At 63.6% G+C, this 17,835-nt stretch carries 20 protein-coding genes and 1 pseudogene; 17 read left to right on the forward strand and 4 right to left on the reverse strand.

Annotation, left to right across the window (positions count from 1 at the left end; translation table 11 throughout):
* Positions 1 to 79 precede the first annotated feature (79 nt).
* The 3 genes from AACI_RS00595 to AACI_RS00605 all read left to right on the forward strand — a co-directional run bounded on the left by AACI_RS00595 (position 80) and on the right by AACI_RS00605 (position 1,600).
* The gene (locus tag AACI_RS00595) at positions 80 to 823 is read left to right on the forward strand and encodes an ABC transporter permease (RefSeq protein ID WP_245530646.1); all 744 of its coding nucleotides are present in this window, start codon (positions 80 to 82) and stop codon (positions 821 to 823) included.
* 108 nt (positions 824 to 931) lie between these two features.
* Positions 932 to 1,312, forward strand: a complete 381-nt coding sequence (locus AACI_RS00600) for a DUF2508 family protein (protein WP_012809569.1) — start codon at positions 932 to 934, stop codon at positions 1,310 to 1,312.
* A gap of 18 nt (positions 1,313 to 1,330) precedes the next feature.
* On the forward strand, positions 1,331 to 1,600 hold the full coding sequence (locus AACI_RS00605) for a pro-sigmaK processing inhibitor BofA family protein (RefSeq protein WP_012809570.1): 270 nt from the start codon (positions 1,331 to 1,333) through the stop codon (positions 1,598 to 1,600).
* Here the strand turns inward: AACI_RS00605 and AACI_RS00610 are convergent.
* Positions 1,583 to 3,277, reverse strand: a complete 1,695-nt coding sequence (locus AACI_RS00610; protein WP_012809571.1) for a putative polysaccharide biosynthesis protein — start codon at positions 3,275 to 3,277, stop codon at positions 1,583 to 1,585. The two genes, AACI_RS00605 and AACI_RS00610, sit on opposite strands and share 18 nt — an antisense overlap.
* A gap of 215 nt (positions 3,278 to 3,492) precedes the next feature.
* Here AACI_RS00610 and AACI_RS00615 point away from each other — a divergent pair, with 215 nt between their 5' ends.
* The 9 genes and pseudogenes from AACI_RS00615 (at position 3,493) to rsmI (ending at position 9,290) form a co-directional block, all read left to right on the forward strand.
* Positions 3,493 to 3,714, forward strand: a complete 222-nt coding sequence (locus tag AACI_RS00615) for a sigma factor G inhibitor Gin (protein WP_012809572.1) — start codon at positions 3,493 to 3,495, stop codon at positions 3,712 to 3,714.
* A gap of 175 nt (positions 3,715 to 3,889) precedes the next feature.
* Entirely contained in the window at positions 3,890 to 4,021 is a 132-nt protein-coding gene (locus AACI_RS17075) for a hypothetical protein (RefSeq protein WP_012809573.1), read from the forward strand.
* On the forward strand, positions 4,018 to 5,418 hold the full coding sequence (locus tag AACI_RS00620) for an aminotransferase class I/II-fold pyridoxal phosphate-dependent enzyme (RefSeq protein ID WP_012809574.1): 1,401 nt from the start codon (positions 4,018 to 4,020) through the stop codon (positions 5,416 to 5,418). Before AACI_RS17075 ends, AACI_RS00620 begins: the two co-directional genes overlap by 4 nt.
* Entirely contained in the window at positions 5,411 to 6,052 is a 642-nt protein-coding gene (gene tmk / locus AACI_RS00625) for a dTMP kinase (RefSeq protein WP_012809575.1), read from the forward strand. The genes AACI_RS00620 and tmk overlap by 8 nt, the downstream gene beginning before the upstream one ends.
* A gap of 16 nt (positions 6,053 to 6,068) precedes the next feature.
* Positions 6,069 to 6,398 (forward strand): cyclic-di-AMP receptor, encoded by a 330-nt coding sequence (locus tag AACI_RS00630; RefSeq protein WP_008337998.1) that lies wholly within the window; start codon positions 6,069 to 6,071, stop codon positions 6,396 to 6,398.
* Positions 6,399 to 6,420: 22 nt separating this feature from the next.
* Complete coding sequence (locus tag AACI_RS00635; RefSeq protein ID WP_012809576.1) at positions 6,421 to 7,359, forward strand: DNA polymerase III subunit; 939 nt, start codon at positions 6,421 to 6,423, stop codon at positions 7,357 to 7,359.
* Positions 7,353 to 7,988 (forward strand): annotated as a pseudogene (locus AACI_RS00640) (PSP1 domain-containing protein); the annotation flags it as partial. The gene AACI_RS00635 and the pseudogene AACI_RS00640, both read left to right, overlap by 7 nt.
* Before the next feature lie 42 nt (positions 7,989 to 8,030).
* Positions 8,031 to 8,336: an initiation-control protein YabA gene (locus AACI_RS00645; protein ID WP_008338013.1), complete on the forward strand. Its 306-nt coding sequence runs from the start codon at positions 8,031 to 8,033 to the stop codon at positions 8,334 to 8,336.
* Between the two features lie 81 nt (positions 8,337 to 8,417).
* A complete protein-coding gene (gene rsmI / locus AACI_RS00650; RefSeq protein ID WP_012809577.1) occupies positions 8,418 to 9,290 on the forward strand; it encodes a 16S rRNA (cytidine(1402)-2'-O)-methyltransferase in 873 nt (290 codons plus the stop codon).
* Positions 9,291 to 9,358: 68 nt separating this feature from the next.
* On the opposite strand, the gene AACI_RS00655 is transcribed toward rsmI, so the two are convergent.
* Positions 9,359 to 9,601: an AbrB/MazE/SpoVT family DNA-binding domain-containing protein gene (locus tag AACI_RS00655; protein ID WP_012809578.1), complete on the reverse strand. Its 243-nt coding sequence runs from the start codon at positions 9,599 to 9,601 to the stop codon at positions 9,359 to 9,361.
* 649 nt (positions 9,602 to 10,250) lie between these two features.
* Between AACI_RS00655 and metG the strand changes: the two genes are divergently transcribed.
* The 5 genes from metG to AACI_RS00680 all read left to right on the forward strand — a co-directional run bounded on the left by metG (position 10,251) and on the right by AACI_RS00680 (position 15,700).
* Positions 10,251 to 12,209, forward strand: a complete 1,959-nt coding sequence (gene metG, locus AACI_RS00660; RefSeq protein WP_041707186.1) for a methionine--tRNA ligase — start codon at positions 10,251 to 10,253, stop codon at positions 12,207 to 12,209.
* The gene (locus AACI_RS00665) at positions 12,206 to 12,985 is read left to right on the forward strand and encodes a TatD family hydrolase (protein ID WP_012809580.1); all 780 of its coding nucleotides are present in this window, start codon (positions 12,206 to 12,208) and stop codon (positions 12,983 to 12,985) included. The genes metG and AACI_RS00665 overlap by 4 nt, the downstream gene beginning before the upstream one ends.
* Positions 12,982 to 13,557: a toprim domain-containing protein gene (locus tag AACI_RS00670; protein WP_012809581.1), complete on the forward strand. Its 576-nt coding sequence runs from the start codon at positions 12,982 to 12,984 to the stop codon at positions 13,555 to 13,557. Before AACI_RS00665 ends, AACI_RS00670 begins: the two co-directional genes overlap by 4 nt.
* Complete coding sequence (gene rsmA, locus AACI_RS00675) at positions 13,554 to 14,408, forward strand: 16S rRNA (adenine(1518)-N(6)/adenine(1519)-N(6))-dimethyltransferase RsmA (protein ID WP_012809582.1); 855 nt, start codon at positions 13,554 to 13,556, stop codon at positions 14,406 to 14,408. Before AACI_RS00670 ends, rsmA begins: the two co-directional genes overlap by 4 nt.
* Before the next feature lie 143 nt (positions 14,409 to 14,551).
* A complete protein-coding gene (locus tag AACI_RS00680) occupies positions 14,552 to 15,700 on the forward strand; it encodes an AAA family ATPase (RefSeq protein ID WP_012809583.1) in 1,149 nt (382 codons plus the stop codon).
* A 147-nt stretch (positions 15,701 to 15,847) separates the two neighbouring features.
* On the opposite strand, the gene AACI_RS00685 is transcribed toward AACI_RS00680, so the two are convergent.
* Complete coding sequence (locus tag AACI_RS00685; RefSeq protein ID WP_012809584.1) at positions 15,848 to 16,801, reverse strand: R2-like ligand-binding oxidase; 954 nt, start codon at positions 16,799 to 16,801, stop codon at positions 15,848 to 15,850.
* A 111-nt stretch (positions 16,802 to 16,912) separates the two neighbouring features.
* Positions 16,913 to 17,704 (reverse strand): esterase/lipase family protein, encoded by a 792-nt coding sequence (locus AACI_RS00690; RefSeq protein ID WP_012809585.1) that lies wholly within the window; start codon positions 17,702 to 17,704, stop codon positions 16,913 to 16,915.
* Positions 17,705 to 17,835 lie beyond the last annotated feature (131 nt).

Here is a 17,835-nt window from a genome sequence, read left to right on the forward strand (position 1 = left end):
CCCAAGGTTGCTTCGTATCACTAACCCGTCACTTGCGGCTGGTGGTGCCCTAGTGCTCTTCATCCTAGTCGTTGCGGCGATGGCTCCTTACATTGCACCGTATGGACCCAATCAAGTCGATTACAGTGCGGTGCTTCAAGGGCCATCGGCGCATCACTGGTTCGGAACGGATCAACTGGGCCGCGACCAATTGTCCCGGATTCTGTTTGGGGCACGCACTTCGATGGAAGTCAGTGTTGGGGCGCTTGTCGTGGGTGCAGGACTTGGGGTGCCCGTCGGTCTCTTTGCGGGATACTACCGAGGATTCCTTGACACCTGGGTCATCATGCGAATCATCGACGCAATCCAGGCTTTCCCCTTCCTCATCCTTGCGCTTGTGCTCGCTGCGATGCTCGGCCCAGGATCTCGAAATGCCATGATCGCGATCGGAATCGGCCTTGTGCCTACGTTTGCTCGAACCGCGCGAGCACAAATGCTTCAGGAACTAGGGAAGGATTACATTGATGCGGCTAGGGTGGTGGGATGCACTCACGCGCGCATCATTTTTCGCCACATTCTGCCGAACGCCCTAACCCCCATCATCGTGCAGGCTACGCTCGCGATGGCCTCGAGCATTGTAGCTGAGGCAAGCCTGGAGTACTTGGGGCTAGGGGTTCAGCCTCCCACAGCGAGCTGGGGTTCGATGTTACAGTCTGCCCAAGGCTATCTGCAACTGGCCCCTTGGCTCGTATTATTTCCAGGACTAGCGCTTGTGTTCAGTGTCGTCTCCTTCAATCTCCTCGGTGATGGCGTCCAGCGTTGGCTCAACCGCAAGATCTCTTAAGCATCCGATCCTTTCCCGCTCGTGTCCCATCCTGGACACTGCCACGAGTCATATTCCGCGTCCCTCTCGCCTATGATGTATTAACTTGGACAAGGGAGGGACCGGAGCGTGACGCCATCGGACCCCAAGTCGTCCCCACAGGCCTCCGCGGCGCACACGGTTATGCCGTGGGCGCGAAGGCGATCCGGCGCTTGCATGCTGCCTGAGACCGAGCACCGCGCGCGACCCGAACCACACCCGCTCGATCGGCCGGATCCCATGGACCGGCAGCGGTTTCTTCGCGAGATCCTCAAGAGCTGGCGCGAGCTCGAGATCGCCAGGCGTCAGTTCGAAAGCGTCTCGGATCCGCTGCTCGTCGATCACGTCGTGTTTCGCATGAGCGCCGCGGAGCGCCAGCTCAATTACCTGTTTCGACTCGCGCGCGAGTACGGGATCTCGTTCGACGGGCCCGAGTTCGCCTGGACCTCCGACGAGTGGCGCGTCGACTGACGCCAGGGAGGGTCGTCCATGCACGTGTCATCCGTATGGCTCTGGTGCGGTGCCGTGGTGCTCGGCGCCCTTGTCGTGAGCCAATTCTTCCAAAAGCCGAGTCGTGCGCTGCTGTGGATGCTGCGCGGGCTGCTGCTCGGTTGTCTGCTCATGGGGGCTGTGGACGCCGTCGGCAGCTACCTCGGCTTCCACTTGCCGCTCAATCCCATCACGGTCCTTGCGGCTGGCTTTCTGGGGCTGCCGGGGCTCGCCGCGCTTGTCGTGCTTCACTTATGGGTACTTGCGTAGCCGCTCCGTGCCAGGCCGCCGGGGCGGCTTGCGCAATCTGCGCGCCATCTTGCCGAGATACTTGCCGACGCCCGGCACGCTGCGAAACTCTTCCTCCGTCATCGCGCCGGATCGCGCCACGAGCAGCAGGTAGACGAGCGCGCCCACGCCACCCGCCACCACCAGCTCGATCACGGCCGCCAACCGTCCCTCCACGCCTTGCCCCGCATGCAGCAACCGCCCGAGTCCGTAGTCCGCGCCAAACATGGCGATGGCGGCGACGAGCGCCGATCGGAAAAAGGGCCGCATGAGACGGCGCAGCGAGAATCGCACCTGACCGTACTTGCGCACCGCGGCCACGTTGAGGAGAGAAGAGACAATGTATCCGAATGTCGTGGCAAGGGCCGCGCCGAGCGCGTTGTGCAAGCTCAAAATCAGCGCGAAGTTGAGAACGGTTTTGATGCCGAGGCCGAGGAACATGTTCCGCACGGGGCGGTACATCTTGCCGAGGCCCTGCAGCACGTACGTGGAGATCAGTTCCATGCTGGCAAAGATGCTCATGAACGAAACCGTCGAGATGATGTCCGATCCGGCGGTCGTCCCGAACAGGGCCAGGTTGATGGGGCGACTCAGGACAAGCAGCGCAGCCGACGTGGGGAAGCTCATGAGGAACATCGTTCGCAGCGTGAACGTGATGTTCATCTGCAGGTCCGCCTGGCTTCGCTTCGCCTTCGCTGCTGAAACGCTGGGTAACACCGATACACCGATGGCGTATGCGAACGACATCGGCAACATGACGAGATACATCGCCTGGCGCGTCAGGATGCCGTAGTTGGCTACCGCCTGGGCGTAGCTTTCGCCGCTCACTTGGAGAAGATTGGTCACCGTCCACGAATCGACCAGGTTGGCGATGGGAACGACCAAGCCGCCCAGGCTGACGGGAAGCGCAATGCGATACACCATGCGCAGGATCTGCCCGCTGCGAAATGGGCTGTCGTCGTAGCCCAGCGGACGCTCGCGCCTGCGAATCGGAATTGCAAAAGCCACGAGCAGAATGAGGCCCGCGAGTCCGCCCACAAACCCTCCGAAGGTCGCCGCAGCCGCGCCATACACCGCGCGATCCCGGTGCCACACGTCCACCACGAGATAGGCGCCTACCACCATCGCGATGACGCGGAACAACTGTTCGAATGTCTGCGAATACGCGGGCCCTTCGAGGCGCTGAAAACCCTGCAGATAACCGCGCAGCCCGCTCATCGCGGGGATGACGAGCAGCATGAGCGACACCGCGCGTAGACTCGGCACGTTCTGTTCCACGGACGCCGCGCTGTCCTTGAGCGAGACCATGTGTGCGAAAATCGGCGCTCCGAACCACATGATCGCGAAAGCGCAGACGCTGAAGATCATGAGGGAGCGCATCGTCACGCGGTAAATGTGTTCCACCACCGCGCGTTCTCCTTGCGCTCTGCGCTCGGCGATGAGTTTCCCCATGGCGAGCGGGAAGCCCGCGGTTGCAAGTTGCTGAAGAATATTGTAAACGGCATAGGCGTTTCCATAGATGCCGTTGCCTGTCGGTCCGATGATCGCGGTCACGGGAATGACCCAGACCAGCCCCAACACCTTCGCCAGGGCCACGCAGATCACGTACAGAGAGGTTCCGCGAGCCAGTTTGGCCGTACCCGATCCGGGCGAATTCACCTCTCCACCCCCACTTCGAAGAGATTATAGCACGGAGCCCTGCCCGAAGCCCGAATCCGTGGCTGCGTTCGGAACCGCGCTCGACATGCGACATACGGTGGGAGTGTGCCATTGGAAACGAAACCAAAGGGTTTGGCGTATGCCGCGACGGATTTCGTGCAACAATGGACATGTGTCGGGCGACAAAATGGCCTCTCTGAGAAGGTGATGGTGCGATGAGAGAGATGGCGGATCTCGAGGAGCTTTGGGGTGCGGCTTGTCCCTCGGACAACTGCATCATCTGCGGCCGTACTGGACAAGAGGGCATGCGGGTGTGCGGGCAACTGATTTGCCACGCGTGTGAGCGCGAGATCGTCCAGACAGATGTCGAGGACGAGGCCTATCGCCGCTATGTGGAGCAGATGAAGCTGATTTGGCTATCGGCTTTGTCGCTGTGAACGTGAGTTTTCGCCTCCTGCGGAGGTCGCGGGCGCATCGCAGCTGCGGTGCGCCTTTCGCGTCTCTTTGTTCGAAGCGGCGGATCGCAGCGCTTCGAGCGCTTCGCGGTCAGCCGGTGAGCCATGGTACAATGAGAACATCTTTCAGGGGCACGAAAAGGAGCGTTGAAACGGCTTGAACAAGGTCATCTGGCCGCTTTTCGGCGTGTTGTACACCATCGCGAGCGCAGGCGCGCTCGGTTGGCTCGTTCGGCACGAGGTTCGCAGGAGGGCCGACCTGTTTCGCCGCGGAGGTTCAGGCGAGTGACGAGGGGCGTGGAACTGGGCGCCGCCGAGACGCCCATCCTGGATCGCCTGATGCGCCATGCGGCGCGAGAGCGGGCGTCCTTTCACGTGCCGGGACATCACGGCAGGTATCTGCCCCAGCCTCTGTCGGCGTGGTTGGGACAGGCCATGAAGCTCGACCTGACGGAGCTTCCGGGGCTCGACAACTTCCACAGTGCGAGCGACTGCATCGCGGCATCGGAGGAACTTTGCGCGCGCCACTACGGCGCGTACCGAACCTATTACTCCGTGAACGGCGCCACGGCGTGCGTGATGGCTGCGCTCAAGGGCGCGTGCCCGGCGCCGGGCCATCGCGTGCTCATCCTAGGCCCGTGCCACATGAGCGTCTGGCGGGGGCTGGTGTACGCCGACGCTGCGCCGGTCTTTGTGCCGACTCGGTGGAACGCGGCGCGGCAGGCGTTCGATCCGCCCTCGCCCTCTTCACTCGAGGCGGCGCTCCGCCGGTGTGCGGGCGTGAGGGCCGTCTTCGTGACGAGTCCCACCTACCCAGGCCTGGTGGCGGACGTGCGCGGCCTCGCCGACGTGGCCCATCGCCACGGCGCGCTCCTTCTCGTGGACGAGGCGCACGGGGCGCATTTTGGGCTCGATCCGCGCCTGCCTCCTCACAGCGTGGCGCAGGGGGCGGACGTCGTCATCCAGAGTCCGCACAAGACGCTGCCCTGCCTGACCCAGGCCGCGTGGATGCACGTTTTGCGCCCGGAGCTCGCGGATCGCGTTCACGAGTCGCTCCTGTTTCTCCACACGACGAGCCCGTCCTACTTGCTCCTGGCCGCCCTCGATGCCGCGCAGGCTTTTCTGCGATCCGGCCGAGACCTGGTCCGGGAGACGCTGGACCGGCTGCAGGCGTACCGCGCGTTCGACGCCGACGCCGATCCCATGCGGCTCTGGATTCCGACGGGTTCCAAGGCGCGGAGCGCCCAATTGGCCAAGCGGCTCGAAGACGAGGGCATGTTCCTCGAATACTGGGATGCCTCGGGCGCGCTGGCGCTGTTCGGCTTTGGGCAGACGGAGCGAGACGTGGCCCGCTTCTTTGAGGCGTACCGGGCGTGGCGCGAGGAGGAGGGCGAGATGGAGCGCGAGGACGGGTGGTTGGGCGCCTATCTCTACGAGGCGCCTGCGGAACTCGCCATCCGCCCCAGCGTCATTGACCGCGCACCCGGGCGGCGCGTGCCGCTGCGCGAGGCCGCGGGGTGTATCGCCAAGCGGCCCATCGCGCCGTACCCCCCAGGCGTGCCGGCCCTCTGGCCCGGACAGGTGATCTCGGAACGACACGCCGAGCTTCTGGCGCGGCTGTGGCAGGACGGCCACGACGTCGTGGGCGTGGGCGCAGACGGATCGATTGAGGTGTGCGATGCGTAAAGGACTCCTCATCACGTTTGAAGGCATTGATGGCGCAGGCAAGACGACCCAACTCCTCAGGCTCGCCGCGTGGCTCGAGGCGCAGGGACTCCCCGTGATCGTCACCCGGGAGCCGGGCGGCACGCGCATCGGCGACGCCGTCCGCGCCATTTTGCTCGACCCGCGCCATCAGGAAATGGCGCCGCGGACGGAAGCGCTCCTGTACGCCGCCTCGCGGGCGCAGCACGTCGAGGAGCTCATCAGGCCCGCGCTGGCGCGGGGCGAGATCGTCCTGTGCGATCGGTTCGTGGACGCGTCCATCGCCTACCAGGGCGCAGGGCTCGGCCTCGGAGAGGCTTGGGTCGAGGCGCTGAACGAGTACGCCCTCGGCGGCCTGCGCCCGGATCTGACGCTCTGGTTCGATCTCGACTGGCCCACTGCGCGATCGCGCCTCCGGGCCCGCGCGGAGGGTGGCGGACTCGACCGGATCGAGCGCCGGGATGAGGCGTTTTTCGAGCGCGTGGCGGACGCGTTCGAGCGGCTGTGGCGCGCGGCGCCGGAGGTGCGCAAGCGGATCGACGCGGCGAGATCGCCGGACGACATCGAGCAGGAGATCCGGGCGCTGGTATGGAATCTCATCCAACAACACTTGTAGAGGTGGGTGAGCCCACGTGAAGCTCGTGATCGCCGTGGTTCAGGATAAAGACAGCAACAAGCTGGCGCAGAATCTCGTCAAGGAGGATATCCGCGCGACGAAGCTGGCGTCGACCGGCGGCTTCTTGCACGCGGGCAACACGACGTTTCTCATCGGCGTGGAGGACCACCTGGTGGACCGCGTGATGCAGATCATTCAGCGGTCCTGCAAGGCGCGCGAGCAGGTGGTGGCCCCCATGTCGCCGATGGGGGCGAGCATGGAGTCGTACATTCCCTATCCGGTCAACGTCCAGGTGGGCGGCGCGACGGTGTTCGTGCTCGACATCGAGCGGTTCGAGCAGTTCTGATCTCGGAAAGGCGGTCGACAGTTTGGGAGCGTCGAAAGCGAATGGCCGCCTGGATGGGGCGGTCGGGCTGCCGGAGGTCCTCGTGAGGCGGCTTCGCGCGGGCGAACTCTGGCATGCGGTGCTCTTGGTGGGCGAGTCGAGCCAGGCTGAGAGGGCCGCGAGGTGGCTCGCCCAAGCGCTGCTTTGCGAGGCGCCGCGAGCGGATGCGCCGTGCGGGCGGTGCCGAAGTTGCGCGCAGTTTTCGGCCGGATCGCACCCCGACTTTTGGGCTTCGGGAGAGGAAGGGCTCAAGGCGGGCGACGTGGAGGCGCTGCAGGCGTGGCTTGCCACGAAAGGCCACGGGACGCGCAAGGTGTACGTGCTCTACGGCGCCGACGAGATGACGCCTGTCGCGGCCAACCGCATGCTCAAGACCCTCGAGGAGCCCGCGCCGGAGACGTACGCGATTCTCACCGCGAAGAGCCGTCAGAAAGTGCTGTCCACCCTTCGATCCCGCTCGTTCACCTGCCTCCTTTCCGCCTCGCCTCCTTTTCTATCCACGGATCCGACGTCCATCTCGGTCGTGGCGCGCGCCGCAAGTGCGGAAGATCCTTCGTTTGCCGGGCTCATGGAACGGGTGATAGAATGGACGGAGACGTGGCTCAGCGGTGGCGCTACGCCCTGGGAGATGGCCGCGTCTTGGCAGTCGATTGCAAAGGATGTCCCCGCGGAAGAGGGCCTCTTGCTCCTCGCCGAGTGGCTCCGCGAGCTCATGCGGGTTCGCTCGGGCGGCCAGGCGGAGCGCTTTGCGGAGTGGCAAGAGGCCGCGAGGCGCATTGCTCCCATTCTCGAGGTGGAGCAGTATGCGGCGTGTGTTCAGGCGGTGATGGAAGCGAGACTGCGCCTTCAGTCGCACGTCGCTTGGCTGCTCAACCTTGAGCAGATGTGCGTCCGTTTGCGGGAGGTTACAACCTCATGGTGACGATAGTCGGCGTGCGCTTCAAACCGGCCGGGAAGATTTATTATTTCGATCCCGGCGATCTTCCGATAGAAAAGGGCGCGGACGTGATCGTCGAGACCACGCGCGGGATTGAGTGCGGGCGCGTGGTGGTGGGGCCGAAACAGGTGGCGGAGGACGACGTCGTCCTGCCTCTTAAAGAGGTCATGCGGATCGCCACGGAGGCGGACCGGGCGGTGGTGGAGGAGAATCGCCGGCGCGCCAAGCAGGCGATGGGGGTGTTTCGCGAGAAGGTGGCGAAGCACGGCCTGGAGATGAAGCTCGTGGACGCGGAGTACACGTTCGACCGGAACAAGCTCATCTTCTACTTCACCGCCGACGGGCGCGTGGATTTTCGCGAACTGGTGAAAGATTTGGCCAGCGTGTTCCGCGTGCGGATCGAGCTCCGGCAAATTGGCGTGCGGGACGAGGCGAAGATCCTCGGCGGAATTGGCCCGTGCGGGCGCCTGTTGTGTTGTTCCACCTGGATGGGCGAGTTCGATCCCGTCTCCATCCGGATGGCGAAGGATCAGAGCCTGTCGCTCAATCCGTCCAAAATCTCGGGCCTGTGCGGCCGCCTGATGTGTTGCTTGAAGTTCGAGAACGACGCATACCACGACCAGGACGCGATGGCGTAAAGAGGTTGGTGTCCAGACATGGACAAACAATCGCTGTTTGTGCAGGTTGCGAATTTGGAGGCGCGCATCGGCGAGCTGTACGAAGAGCTCGGATCGCTCAAACACCAGATTCAGGAGCTCATCGAGGAGAATCAGCGACTGCGGCGAGAAAACGAACATTATCAGGCGCTGACGATGGGAAAGGGCCTTGCGGAGTCGGGCTCGGCGCAGGAGAACCTGCGCCGCATTTATCGAGAAGGATTTCACATCTGCAACGTCAAATATGGGAGCCTGCGCACAGACGGGGAATGTCTGTTTTGTCTGGCGTTCATCGAACGCGCTTGACGGCAAGGGCCCGTTCGGCGCGCCTGCGGGCGCGATCGAGCGGGCTTTTTTCGCAGGATGCAGCATGGAGGAGAAAAGGCGTTGGGAGAACAGGTGAAACCCGAGGGCGGATGTCTGTACGTCTGCAGCACGCCCATCGGCAATTTGCGCGACGTCTCGCTGCGGCTGTTGGACGTGCTCCGCGAGGTGGACATCATCCTGTGCGAGGACACGCGGCAGACTCGGAAGCTCCTCAGCCGCTACGAGATCCCGGGTGGCGACAGGCTTGTGAGCTTTCACGAACACAATGAGGTGGTGCGGGCCGAGTGGCTGGCAGAGCGGCTGCGAGAGGGGCGGCGCGTGGCGCTCGTCAGCGACGCAGGCACGCCGCTCATCTCGGATCCTGGCGATTCGGCCGTCGCCGCCGCACTCGAGGCCGGCGTGCCCATTGTGCCGGTCCCCGGCCCGAGCGCCTTCCTGGCCGCGCTGATGGCGAGCGGGCTGCCCGCCACGCCGTTGGTGTACCTGGGCTTTCCGCCGCGATCGCGCTCGGACTTCGCGCGCTTTCTGGCGCCGTATCGCCGGCTTCCGGCCACCCTCGTGATGTACGAGGCGCCGCATCGCGTGGCGAACCTGCTTCACTGGCTCGTCGAGGAACTCGGGGATCGGCCGGCGGTGCTGGCGAAGGAGATCACAAAGTTGCACGAGTCGTTCTGGCGCGGCACGCTTCAGGAGCTCGAGCGCCGGTTGGCGGCGGAGGGGGCGCGCGGAGAGTATGTGGTCGTGATCGACAACCGCGGCGCGCAGGACGACGCTGGCGCGCATGAGAGCGAGGAGGCGCGGTGGGCGGAAGCGGTGCGCGAGGTGGAACGGCTGATGGAAGAAGGGTACTCGCACAAGGAAGCGGTCAAGCGGGCGAGCGAAGCGCATGGCGTCAAGCGGCGGGAGCTGTACAACCGCACGCTCGGCGGATGAGCCGACGAGAAACGAAACAAGCCGCAGCGCAAATCTCTTTGCCGCTGCGGCCTCACCTTATCGACGATTTACGCGTGCTGCATCTCGGCGATGCAGGACGGGCAGATGTTCTTGCCCTTGAAGTGGATGATCTCGTCCGCCTGACCGCAGAAGATGCAGGCCGGCTCGTACTTCTTGAGAATGATGCGATCTCCATCGACGTAGATTTCGAGCGCATCCTTCTCGCCGATGCCGAGCGTGCGGCGCAACTCGATGGGAATGACCACCCGACCGAGTTCGTCCACCTTGCGGACAATACCTGTAGACTTCACTGTACCATCCCCGTTTCTTTAAAATTTTTCTGTATGTCTCATAGAAATATCCGCACGGCCAACCAGCGAGACGCCTGCGTCATGCACGCCGCTTCGTCGCTATCACGCCATGCAAATACTTCTATACTCTTACTATAATGGATGCGCGGAGTTTTGCAAGACCTTACAGTTCTGATCCTGGCTGTTCCACGATTCCGATTTCTAAAAAACCGCGAGATGATGCGGTTTTTGGCGAACAAAAAATTTTTTTGTGCGCGCTGTTCCACATTTGCGTTTTGCGGCGCCATCGCGTAAGATCAAACATCATGTTCGTTCCGTGACAAGTGCATCCGGCGCGGTGAAGGAAGGGTACCCAGTGGCGTGGTTTCCAGCGAGCCGGGAGGGTGGGAGCCGGCAACAGAGCGGCTGGGGAGTATGATTCTGGAGCGCCGCTCGTCGAGCCTGGGCAAACGTCCGGTGAGGCGAGCGCGGGAGTTCCCGTTATCGAACAGGCTGAGCCGCATCGCGCTCGGCCGCAACGAGGCGCGAGCTGTTCGCGCGAAGTTGGGTGGTACCACGAGCAATCCTCGTCCCAATGCGGGACGGGGTTTTTTTATGAACCGCGCGGCGCAGCGGCGTCCGCGCGCCAACACGCTTGGGAAAGGCGGGGATGTGCGTGAAACCGACCTTCTACGTCACAACGCCCATCTATTATCCGAACGACAAGCTTCACATCGGCCACGCGTACACCACCGTGGCCGCCGACGCCATCGCGCGTTACAAGCGCCTGCGGGGCTACGACGTGTTCTTCCTCACCGGCACCGACGAGCACGGCCTCAAGATCCAGCAGCGCGCGGAGCAGGCTGGGCTCGAGCCGAAGGCGTTTCTGGATCCCATCATCGCCTGGATTCAGGACCTGTGGAAGAAGCTCGACATCTCCTACGACGACTTCATTCGAACCACGGAGGCGCGCCACGAGCGCGTGGTCGAGCAGATCTTCGAGCGCCTGCTTCAGCAGGGCGACATCTACCTCTCGGAGTATCAGGGCTGGTACTGCACGCCCTGCGAGTCGTACTGGGCGGAGCGGGAGCTCGTGGACGGCAAGTGTCCGCAGTGCGGGCGCGAGGTCCAGTTCGTCCGCGAAGAGTCGTATTTCTTCCGCATGAGCAAATACGTGGATCGCCTGCTGCAATACTACGAGGAGAACCCGGGCTTCATCGAGCCGGTCTCGCGCAAGACGGAGATGATCAAGAACTTCATCGAGCCCGGGCTGCAGGACCTCTGCGTCTCGCGCACCTCGTTCGATTGGGGCGTGCACGTACCCTCCAATCCGAAGCACGTGGTGTACGTGTGGCTCGACGCGCTCGTCAACTACATCTCGGCCATCGGCTACCTCTCGGACGACGCGGATGAGCGCGTGAAGTTCGAGCGCTACTGGCCCGCGGACGTGCACGTCGTCGGCAAGGACATCGTCCGCTTCCACGCGGTCTACTGGCCCATCATCCTGATGGCCCTTGGCCTGCCCCTGCCGAAGAAGGTGTTCGGCCACGGATTCTTCCTCGTCAAGGGCGGCAAAATGTCGAAGTCGAAGGGGAACGTGATCGACCCGCTCTCGCTCGTGGACCGGTACGGCCGCGACGCGTTCCGCTACTTCCTGCTGCGCGAGATCCCGTTCGGGCAGGACGGGACGTTCACGCCCGAGGGCATGGTCGAGCGGCTCAATTACGATCTCGCCAACGACTTCGGCAATCTCGTCCATCGCACCGCCGCCATGCTGAACCGGTTCAACGACGGCGTGGTGCCCGCGCCGGGATCGCTCACGGACGTCGATCGCGCCCTTCGCGACCTCGCGGCGGAGGTCAAGGCGAAGGTCGAGGAGAACATGGACCAGCTCCAGTTCTCGGTGGCGCTCGCGGAGCTCTGGAACCTCGTGCGCGCGGCCAACAAGTACATCGACGACTGCCAGCCGTGGAAGCTGAACAAGGAGGGGGAGCGGGAGCGGCTCGCGACGGTGTTATACCATATGGTCGAGGCCATTCGCGTCTCCGCCATTCTCGTGCAGCCGTTCATGACGGATGCGCCGAAGGCCATCCGCGAGCAGTTCGGTTGGGGAGACGAGGCGTTTGCGTGGGACAGCGCCGAGATGGGCCTCGGCCCGAGCGGTCAAACGGTGGCCGAGCGGGAGCCTTTGTTCCCGAGACTCGATGTGGAAAAGGAGATTGAGATCTTGACGGAGATGACAGGTTCGGCTCAGCAGGCCAACGCGGAATCGAAGGCCGAAGAGGCAAGGACGGTGGTGCACAAGGACGAGATCACCATCGACGTCTTCGACAAAGTGGAACTGCGCGTCGGCCAGGTGCTCGCCTGCGAAAAGCACCCGAACGCCGACAAGCTGCTCGTGCTTCAGGTCGATCTCGGCGGCGAAACGCGCCAAATTGTGTCCGGCATTGCGAAGTACTATCAGCCCGAGGAGCTCGTGGGCAAAAAGGTGGTCGTCGTGGCCAACCTGAAGCCCGTGAAGTTGCGCGGCCAGGACTCGCTCGGCATGATCCTCTGCGCGTCCGAGGGGGATACGCTCTCCATCGTGACGGTGCCGGACAACATGCCGAACGGAGCGATTGTGAAGTGAGGCTGTTTGACACGCACTGCCATCTGATGGACGGCCGCTTCGCGGACGATCTCGACGACGTCCTGGCGCGCGCCCGCGAGGCGGGCGTCGAGCGCATCGTGGTGCCTGCGGTCGATCTCGCCACCTGTCGCGAGGTCATCCGCATCGCGGAAGAACACGACGGCGTGTACGCGGCCATCGGCATCCACCCCGAGTCGGCGGGCGACGTGCCGGAAGGCGCGTACGACGAGATCGAGCGGATGGCGCAGCATCCCAAGGTGGTGGCCATCGGCGAGATTGGCCTCGACTATTACTGGGACTCCGCGCCGCGCCCCGTGCAGCAGGAGGTCATGGAGAAGCAAGTCGAGCTGGCCAAGCGCGTGGGACTCCCCATCATCGTGCACAACCGCGAGTCGACCGAGGACGTGTTGGCCCTGTTGGCCCGCACCCGGCCGGGAGATGCGGCGGGCGGCGTGATGCACTGCTTCAACGAGCGCGAGGAAGTCATGCGCCGCGCCGTCGATCTCGGCATGTACATCTCGTTCGCCGGCCCCCTCACCTACAAGAAGTCGGACGATCTCCGCGCGGTGGCGACCATCGTGCCGGAGGACAGGCTGCTCATCGAGACAGACAGCCCGTATCTGTCGCCGCACCCGTTTCGCGGCAAGCGCAACGAGCCTGCGCGCGTGGCGCTCGTGGCCGAGGCGCTCGCCGCAAGCCGCGGCGTGCCGGTGGACGAGATCGCCGAAATCACGTGGCGGAACGCGCATCGCCTGTTCGGGAAGGTGAAAGCATGACCGATTCGCGCCCGAAGCTGCGCGAGGTCGTGGTGGTGGAGGGGCTGCACGACAAACAGCGGGTGGATGAGGCGGTCGACGCCGAGGTGCTCATTCTGGGCGGCGATCGCGTCAGCCGCCGCACGGTGGATCTGCTCCGGCGCGCGGTCCAGGTAAGGGGCGCCATTGTGCTCACGGATCCGGACGGCGCGGGAGAGCGCATCCGGCGCCGGTTGGACCAGCTTGTGCCCGGCCTCCTGCACGCCCACCTCCGCAAGGCGAGCGCCACGTCGAGTCGCGGCGTCGGGATCGAACACGCGAGTGCCGAGGACGTCCGCCGGGCGCTCATCGAGGCGCGCGGACGCGAGACGCCCCGGGCTGAGCAGGGTTCCGGCGAGACTCCCGAATTCACCTTGGACGATCTCGCTCGCCATCGTCTCGTCCACCATCCCGATGCGGCCAGTCGGCGCGAGAGGCTCGGCGAGTGGCTCGGTATCGGCTACGGGAACGCCAAGGCGTTTTTGCACAAGCTGAACGCGTACGGCGTCACGCGCGAAGCGTTTGAAGAGGCCGTCAGGAGGTTGGATGGATGACCGCAGTGTCCGCGCGCGAGGTGAAGGAACTGCTGCGCCGGCATGGCGTGATCGCGAAGAAGGGCTATGGGCAAAACTTTCTCGTGGACGCGCGCGTGCTGGACGGCATTGTGCGCGCGGTGGCACCGGATGCGCGCACGGTGGTGCTCGAGGTGGGGCCGGGACTCGGCGCGCTGACGGCGGCGCTGGCCGAACGGGCGAAGCGCGTGGTGGCGATTGAAAAGGACGAGAGCCTGCGCCCGGTGCTGGACGAGGTGCTCGCTCCGCATGGGAACGCCGAGGTGGTCTACGAGGATTGCCTGAAGGTGGACCTGCGGGCGCTGCTCGCGCCGCGGCTGGATGAAGGGGATCGGCTGGTCTTCGCGGCGAACCTGCCGTATTACGTGACGACGCCCATCCTGTTTCAGGTGCTCGAGTCGGACGTGCCGGTGTCGCGCGCCGTGGTGATGGTGCAGAGGGAAGTGGCGGATCGCATGGTGGCGCGGCCTGGCGGCAAGGACTACGGCGTGCTGTCGATCGGAGTGCAGTATCGCGGCGAGGTGCGGCGGCTGTTCAACGTCCCGCCGAGCGCCTTTCTGCCCCAGCCGGGGGTGGAGTCGGCTGTGGTCGAGATCGACTGCGACAAGCGCCCCGCGGTGCGCGCGGCGGACGAGGCGGCGCTGTTTCGAGTCGTCCGGGCGGCGTTCGGGACGCGGCGCAAGACGCTGGAGAACGCCTTGGCCGCAGGGCTCGGCATGCCGAAGGAGATGGTGCGCCAGAAGGTGGTCGCGGCCGGAATTGACCCTGGGGCGCGCGCCGAGCAGCTGTCGCTCGCGGACTTCGTGCGGTTGGCGGACGGGATGGGAAAGTAGAGGGGAAGCATTCGCGGGCGCCTCATGGCAGAGGGCCGAGACCGCTTTGACGCGGGCGTCCGCGATGCGCGGTATGTGTCACTGCGATCGGTTGATATACTAACAACATACACAACAAACAGCGTTACGAATGGTGGGTGGGTATGCGCGTCAATCCCTTCAATCCCTACTTTCCGGCCCACGATGCGCTCTTCGCGAACCGCAAGCTCGAACAAGCCATGTTTGCCAGAGCGCTGAGAGCGAGCACCCAGTCGAGTTTGCCGGGCGCGTGGAATGTGGCCATCGTGGGCCCATGGGGAATTGGGAAAACGAGTCTTCTCCGCCGCTTTGCTTGGATGGCGAGTCAGCACGAGCCTCCGGTAGGGGTGGTCACGCTGACGGCCACGACCGCGCTCGGCTCTTTTGATGGTTTTGTCCACTCCCTTCTTGCTCGGCTGAAGCAGGACCTGTTGTCCAACATTCGTTTGGGAGAGCGCTTTCTCGAAGAGTTTGCTCGCTGGGAACCTCATTTGCGATTGGGTCCAGTTTCCGTGACGAGGCGCGCTTCGGAAAAAGCGGACCTGGTGCATGTGGACGTTTTGTACAGCGAGTTGAGCCGCCTCTGGCAGTACCACGTGCGCGATCGACTGGCAGCGATTTTCATTTTCATCGACGACGCCAACAATCTCTTGGCCATCGATTCCAAATTTCTCCTCAGCCTCCGCGCCGTATTTCAGGATTTACAGGGCAAGGGCATGGTGTATCCGCTGGTCATCACAGGCCAGGAGGATATGTTTGAGGCCACTCGGGACGTATCGGAACCCGTCACGCGATTCTTCGAACGGCTCCCCATTCGCCCGTTCAGCCTGGATGACACGAGAGAAGCCATTGTTGAACCTCTTCAGGCTGTTGGCCATCCGCTTCAAGTGGGGGAAGACGCGGTACGCGAAATTTACGACCAAACGCTTGGCCACCCTTATTTCGTGGCTTTCGTGATGCGCGAGCTCGTCGATCGCGCCGACCTCCTGGAGATTCGAACGATTGACGCGGAGTTCGTGCGTGGTCAATGGGCGGCGGTCTACGAGCGCCTGGGCATGGAGAAATTTGAAGCGGAGTGGAACTATGCGACCGACGCGGAGCGCGAACTTCTGGCGCTTGTGGCAGATGAGAGGCCGCTCTCCACGTACGGTCGGAGCGCGTCAACCTTGGCAGCGCGCCTCGTGCAAAAGGGGTTGCTGATGAAAGAGGGTCGGGGCAAATATCGCCTCTACCATCCGCTCTTCGCGGCGTACGTCAAGCGCCGGTTGTCGTGATGGCGTGATGGGCCTGTGAGCGAGGACAAAAGAGGAGCTGAACGACAAACGTTCAGCTCCGACTTGGGGATGGAGCCAGAGGCCGCGAGAGGCACGGCCGTGGTAGGGGTGAGGGCCGCGCCGGACTTCGCCGACGCGGCCTGGTGGTCACTGCTCCACGCCGACGGTCTCCTCGGTGTAGTAATAGATCTCGTCCACGGACTTGCCGCGGGCGCGCTGCAGAACGCCGAGGCGAGTGGCAAACTGCTTCTGCGCGTAAGCCACGAATTCGTCTGGATTCAACCCGAATGGAACGTCGGTGATGCCGAGTTCCTCGGCGAGCTTTTGCGCTTCCTCTGTGTCGAGCTCGGCGTTCAGATCCTGCACCACCCCGATAGCGTGCGGCAAAAGCAGGTTGATCCGCCGATTGACGACGTCCCAGATGTGAGCGTTCTCGCTGATGAGCCGAGACAACAGGTAGGTGCCGTAGCCGATGTGCCGGGACTCGTCGCGCTGGAGAAGGCGGATGGCCTGGATCAGCCCGGGGAGCTTGTTTTCCTTCTGCAGCGCGGTGTAGAACGCGTAGTATCCGGTCTCCGCGAGCACGCCCTCCACCACCATGTTGTAGGTCACGGACGCTTCGGCCTGCGCCTCGGGAGATGGATCGTGCACGAGACGGCCCATGGCCTGCGGCAGGTACTCATAGAAGATTTTGCGGTAATGGTCCTTATGAAAGACGGACAAATCGGACGTTTCGCCAGCCACCTCGTCGAGGAAGCGCCGAAACACCTCTGTGTGTTTCGCTTCTTCGAAGAGGAACGTCGTGAGGTACATCTCCTCCTCCAAGCGGCCCTCGCGCGCCACGGCCATGATGAGGGGCAGAAGGTCGAGTGTAACCGCTTCCTCGCCAGCGACAAACAACGAGCACAGGCGGAGAATGACGCGGCGCTCGGCTTCGTTCATCCCCTGCCAGTCTTCCTTGTCCTTTGTGAAATCGATGTCCCGCGGATCCCACGTGCCGAGCTTCTTCGCCTTGTGATACAACCGCATGGGCAGAATGCTGTGGTTCAAGCGCTTCTCGCTGGTCGTCTGAAATACGCGAGGCATTTCCGTCAATGCCATGGGTGTCGCCTCCAGTACATCGAATTCTACCCCTACCATACGGGGCGGGTCTGGAGGCAGCCATCCCTGACTTCGCGGTGAATCGAGGGATGAAACCCCAGAAGCCAGGGATCAGGGCAGCACGGAAGCGCAGAGATCGGCCACCTTGGGGTCGGAGACGAGATGAAGGTGATTGTGGTCGGCGAGATCGGCCAAATGTTGGCTGTCAGGGCACAGCGCGTGGTCCACAGGAACGAGTCCATCCGAGCGGCGGCGCATGAGGAAATGGTACAGGGTGCCGATGAACAGTTCCCCGCCCACCCCCCAGCTGATGCCGCGGTGAATGCCGCGCACGGTGTAGAGGGGAACGCCGCTCGGCCACGGGTGTCGGCGGACGAAGTCCTGGACAAACCGGGGGGTCAGATTGCGGAACGCGCGGCCGGCGCCCACGCAGTAGCCGAACCACAGGAAGTCTCGCGCCATGGGCGCTCCGCCGTAGGGCGTTCCAAGCGTCACGGCCGCCGCCACGTCGTTCGGAAACTCGCTCACGTACCTTCTCAGCACGAGCCCTCCCATGCTGTGGGCGATGGTGTCGAAGGGGCGGGTGAGCCCGCACTGGGCCTCCAAGAGATCGAGCTTGTGGCGCAGGTACTCGAACTGCCGCTCCACGGTGTCGCAGCCGGCCCCTTGGTGAAGGGTCCCGGCGAAATGCACGTATCCCTCGGGGTATTCCGCGCTCCACAGGCGATCGCTTCGGTTCAGGTGGACCACAAAGACGCGATCCGACCCCCAGATGGCCAGGCACCGCCGCAAGAACGCCTCTGTCCAGCGGTGCGCGTTCCGAAGCCCATGGATGAGGACCAAGGGATAGGTCTTCGGGGCGATCGTCTTGACAGATTCAGAAGATTGGAGCGATAGTGTCACTAAGAATCCCTCCTCTCAACACTATTGTCAGGATGTGTCGAACCGGGGCAACCCCTTATTTCTCGGAGTAAAGTTCCCACGCCGAAGGGATGGGGGGAGCGCTCGCCGCGTATTAGCATAAGCTCAAACCC

The organism is Alicyclobacillus acidocaldarius subsp. acidocaldarius DSM 446, assembly GCF_000024285.1.
Lineage (GTDB): Bacteria > Bacillota > Bacilli > Alicyclobacillales > Alicyclobacillaceae > Alicyclobacillus > Alicyclobacillus acidocaldarius.

Coding starts and splice junctions, on each gene's coding strand:
- AACI_RS00670 (WP_012809581.1), top strand. CDS start 12,982: ATGACCGATTCGCGCCCGAAGCTGCGCGAGGTCGTGGTGGTGGAGGGG.
- rsmA (WP_012809582.1), top strand. CDS start 13,554: ATGACCGCAGTGTCCGCGCGCGAGGTGAAGGAACTGCTGCGCCGGCAT.
- metG (WP_041707186.1), top strand. CDS start 10,251: ATGTGCGTGAAACCGACCTTCTACGTCACAACGCCCATCTATTATCCG.
- AACI_RS00645 (WP_008338013.1), top strand. CDS start 8,031: ATGGACAAACAATCGCTGTTTGTGCAGGTTGCGAATTTGGAGGCGCGC.
- tmk (WP_012809575.1), top strand. CDS start 5,411: ATGCGTAAAGGACTCCTCATCACGTTTGAAGGCATTGATGGCGCAGGC.
- AACI_RS00605 (WP_012809570.1), top strand. CDS start 1,331: ATGCACGTGTCATCCGTATGGCTCTGGTGCGGTGCCGTGGTGCTCGGC.
- AACI_RS00615 (WP_012809572.1), top strand. CDS start 3,493: ATGAGAGAGATGGCGGATCTCGAGGAGCTTTGGGGTGCGGCTTGTCCC.
- AACI_RS00680 (WP_012809583.1), top strand. CDS start 14,552: ATGCGCGTCAATCCCTTCAATCCCTACTTTCCGGCCCACGATGCGCTC.
- AACI_RS00685 (WP_012809584.1), bottom strand. CDS start 16,801: ATGGCATTGACGGAAATGCCTCGCGTATTTCAGACGACCAGCGAGAAG.
- AACI_RS00595 (WP_245530646.1), top strand. CDS start 80: ATGGCTCCTTACATTGCACCGTATGGACCCAATCAAGTCGATTACAGT.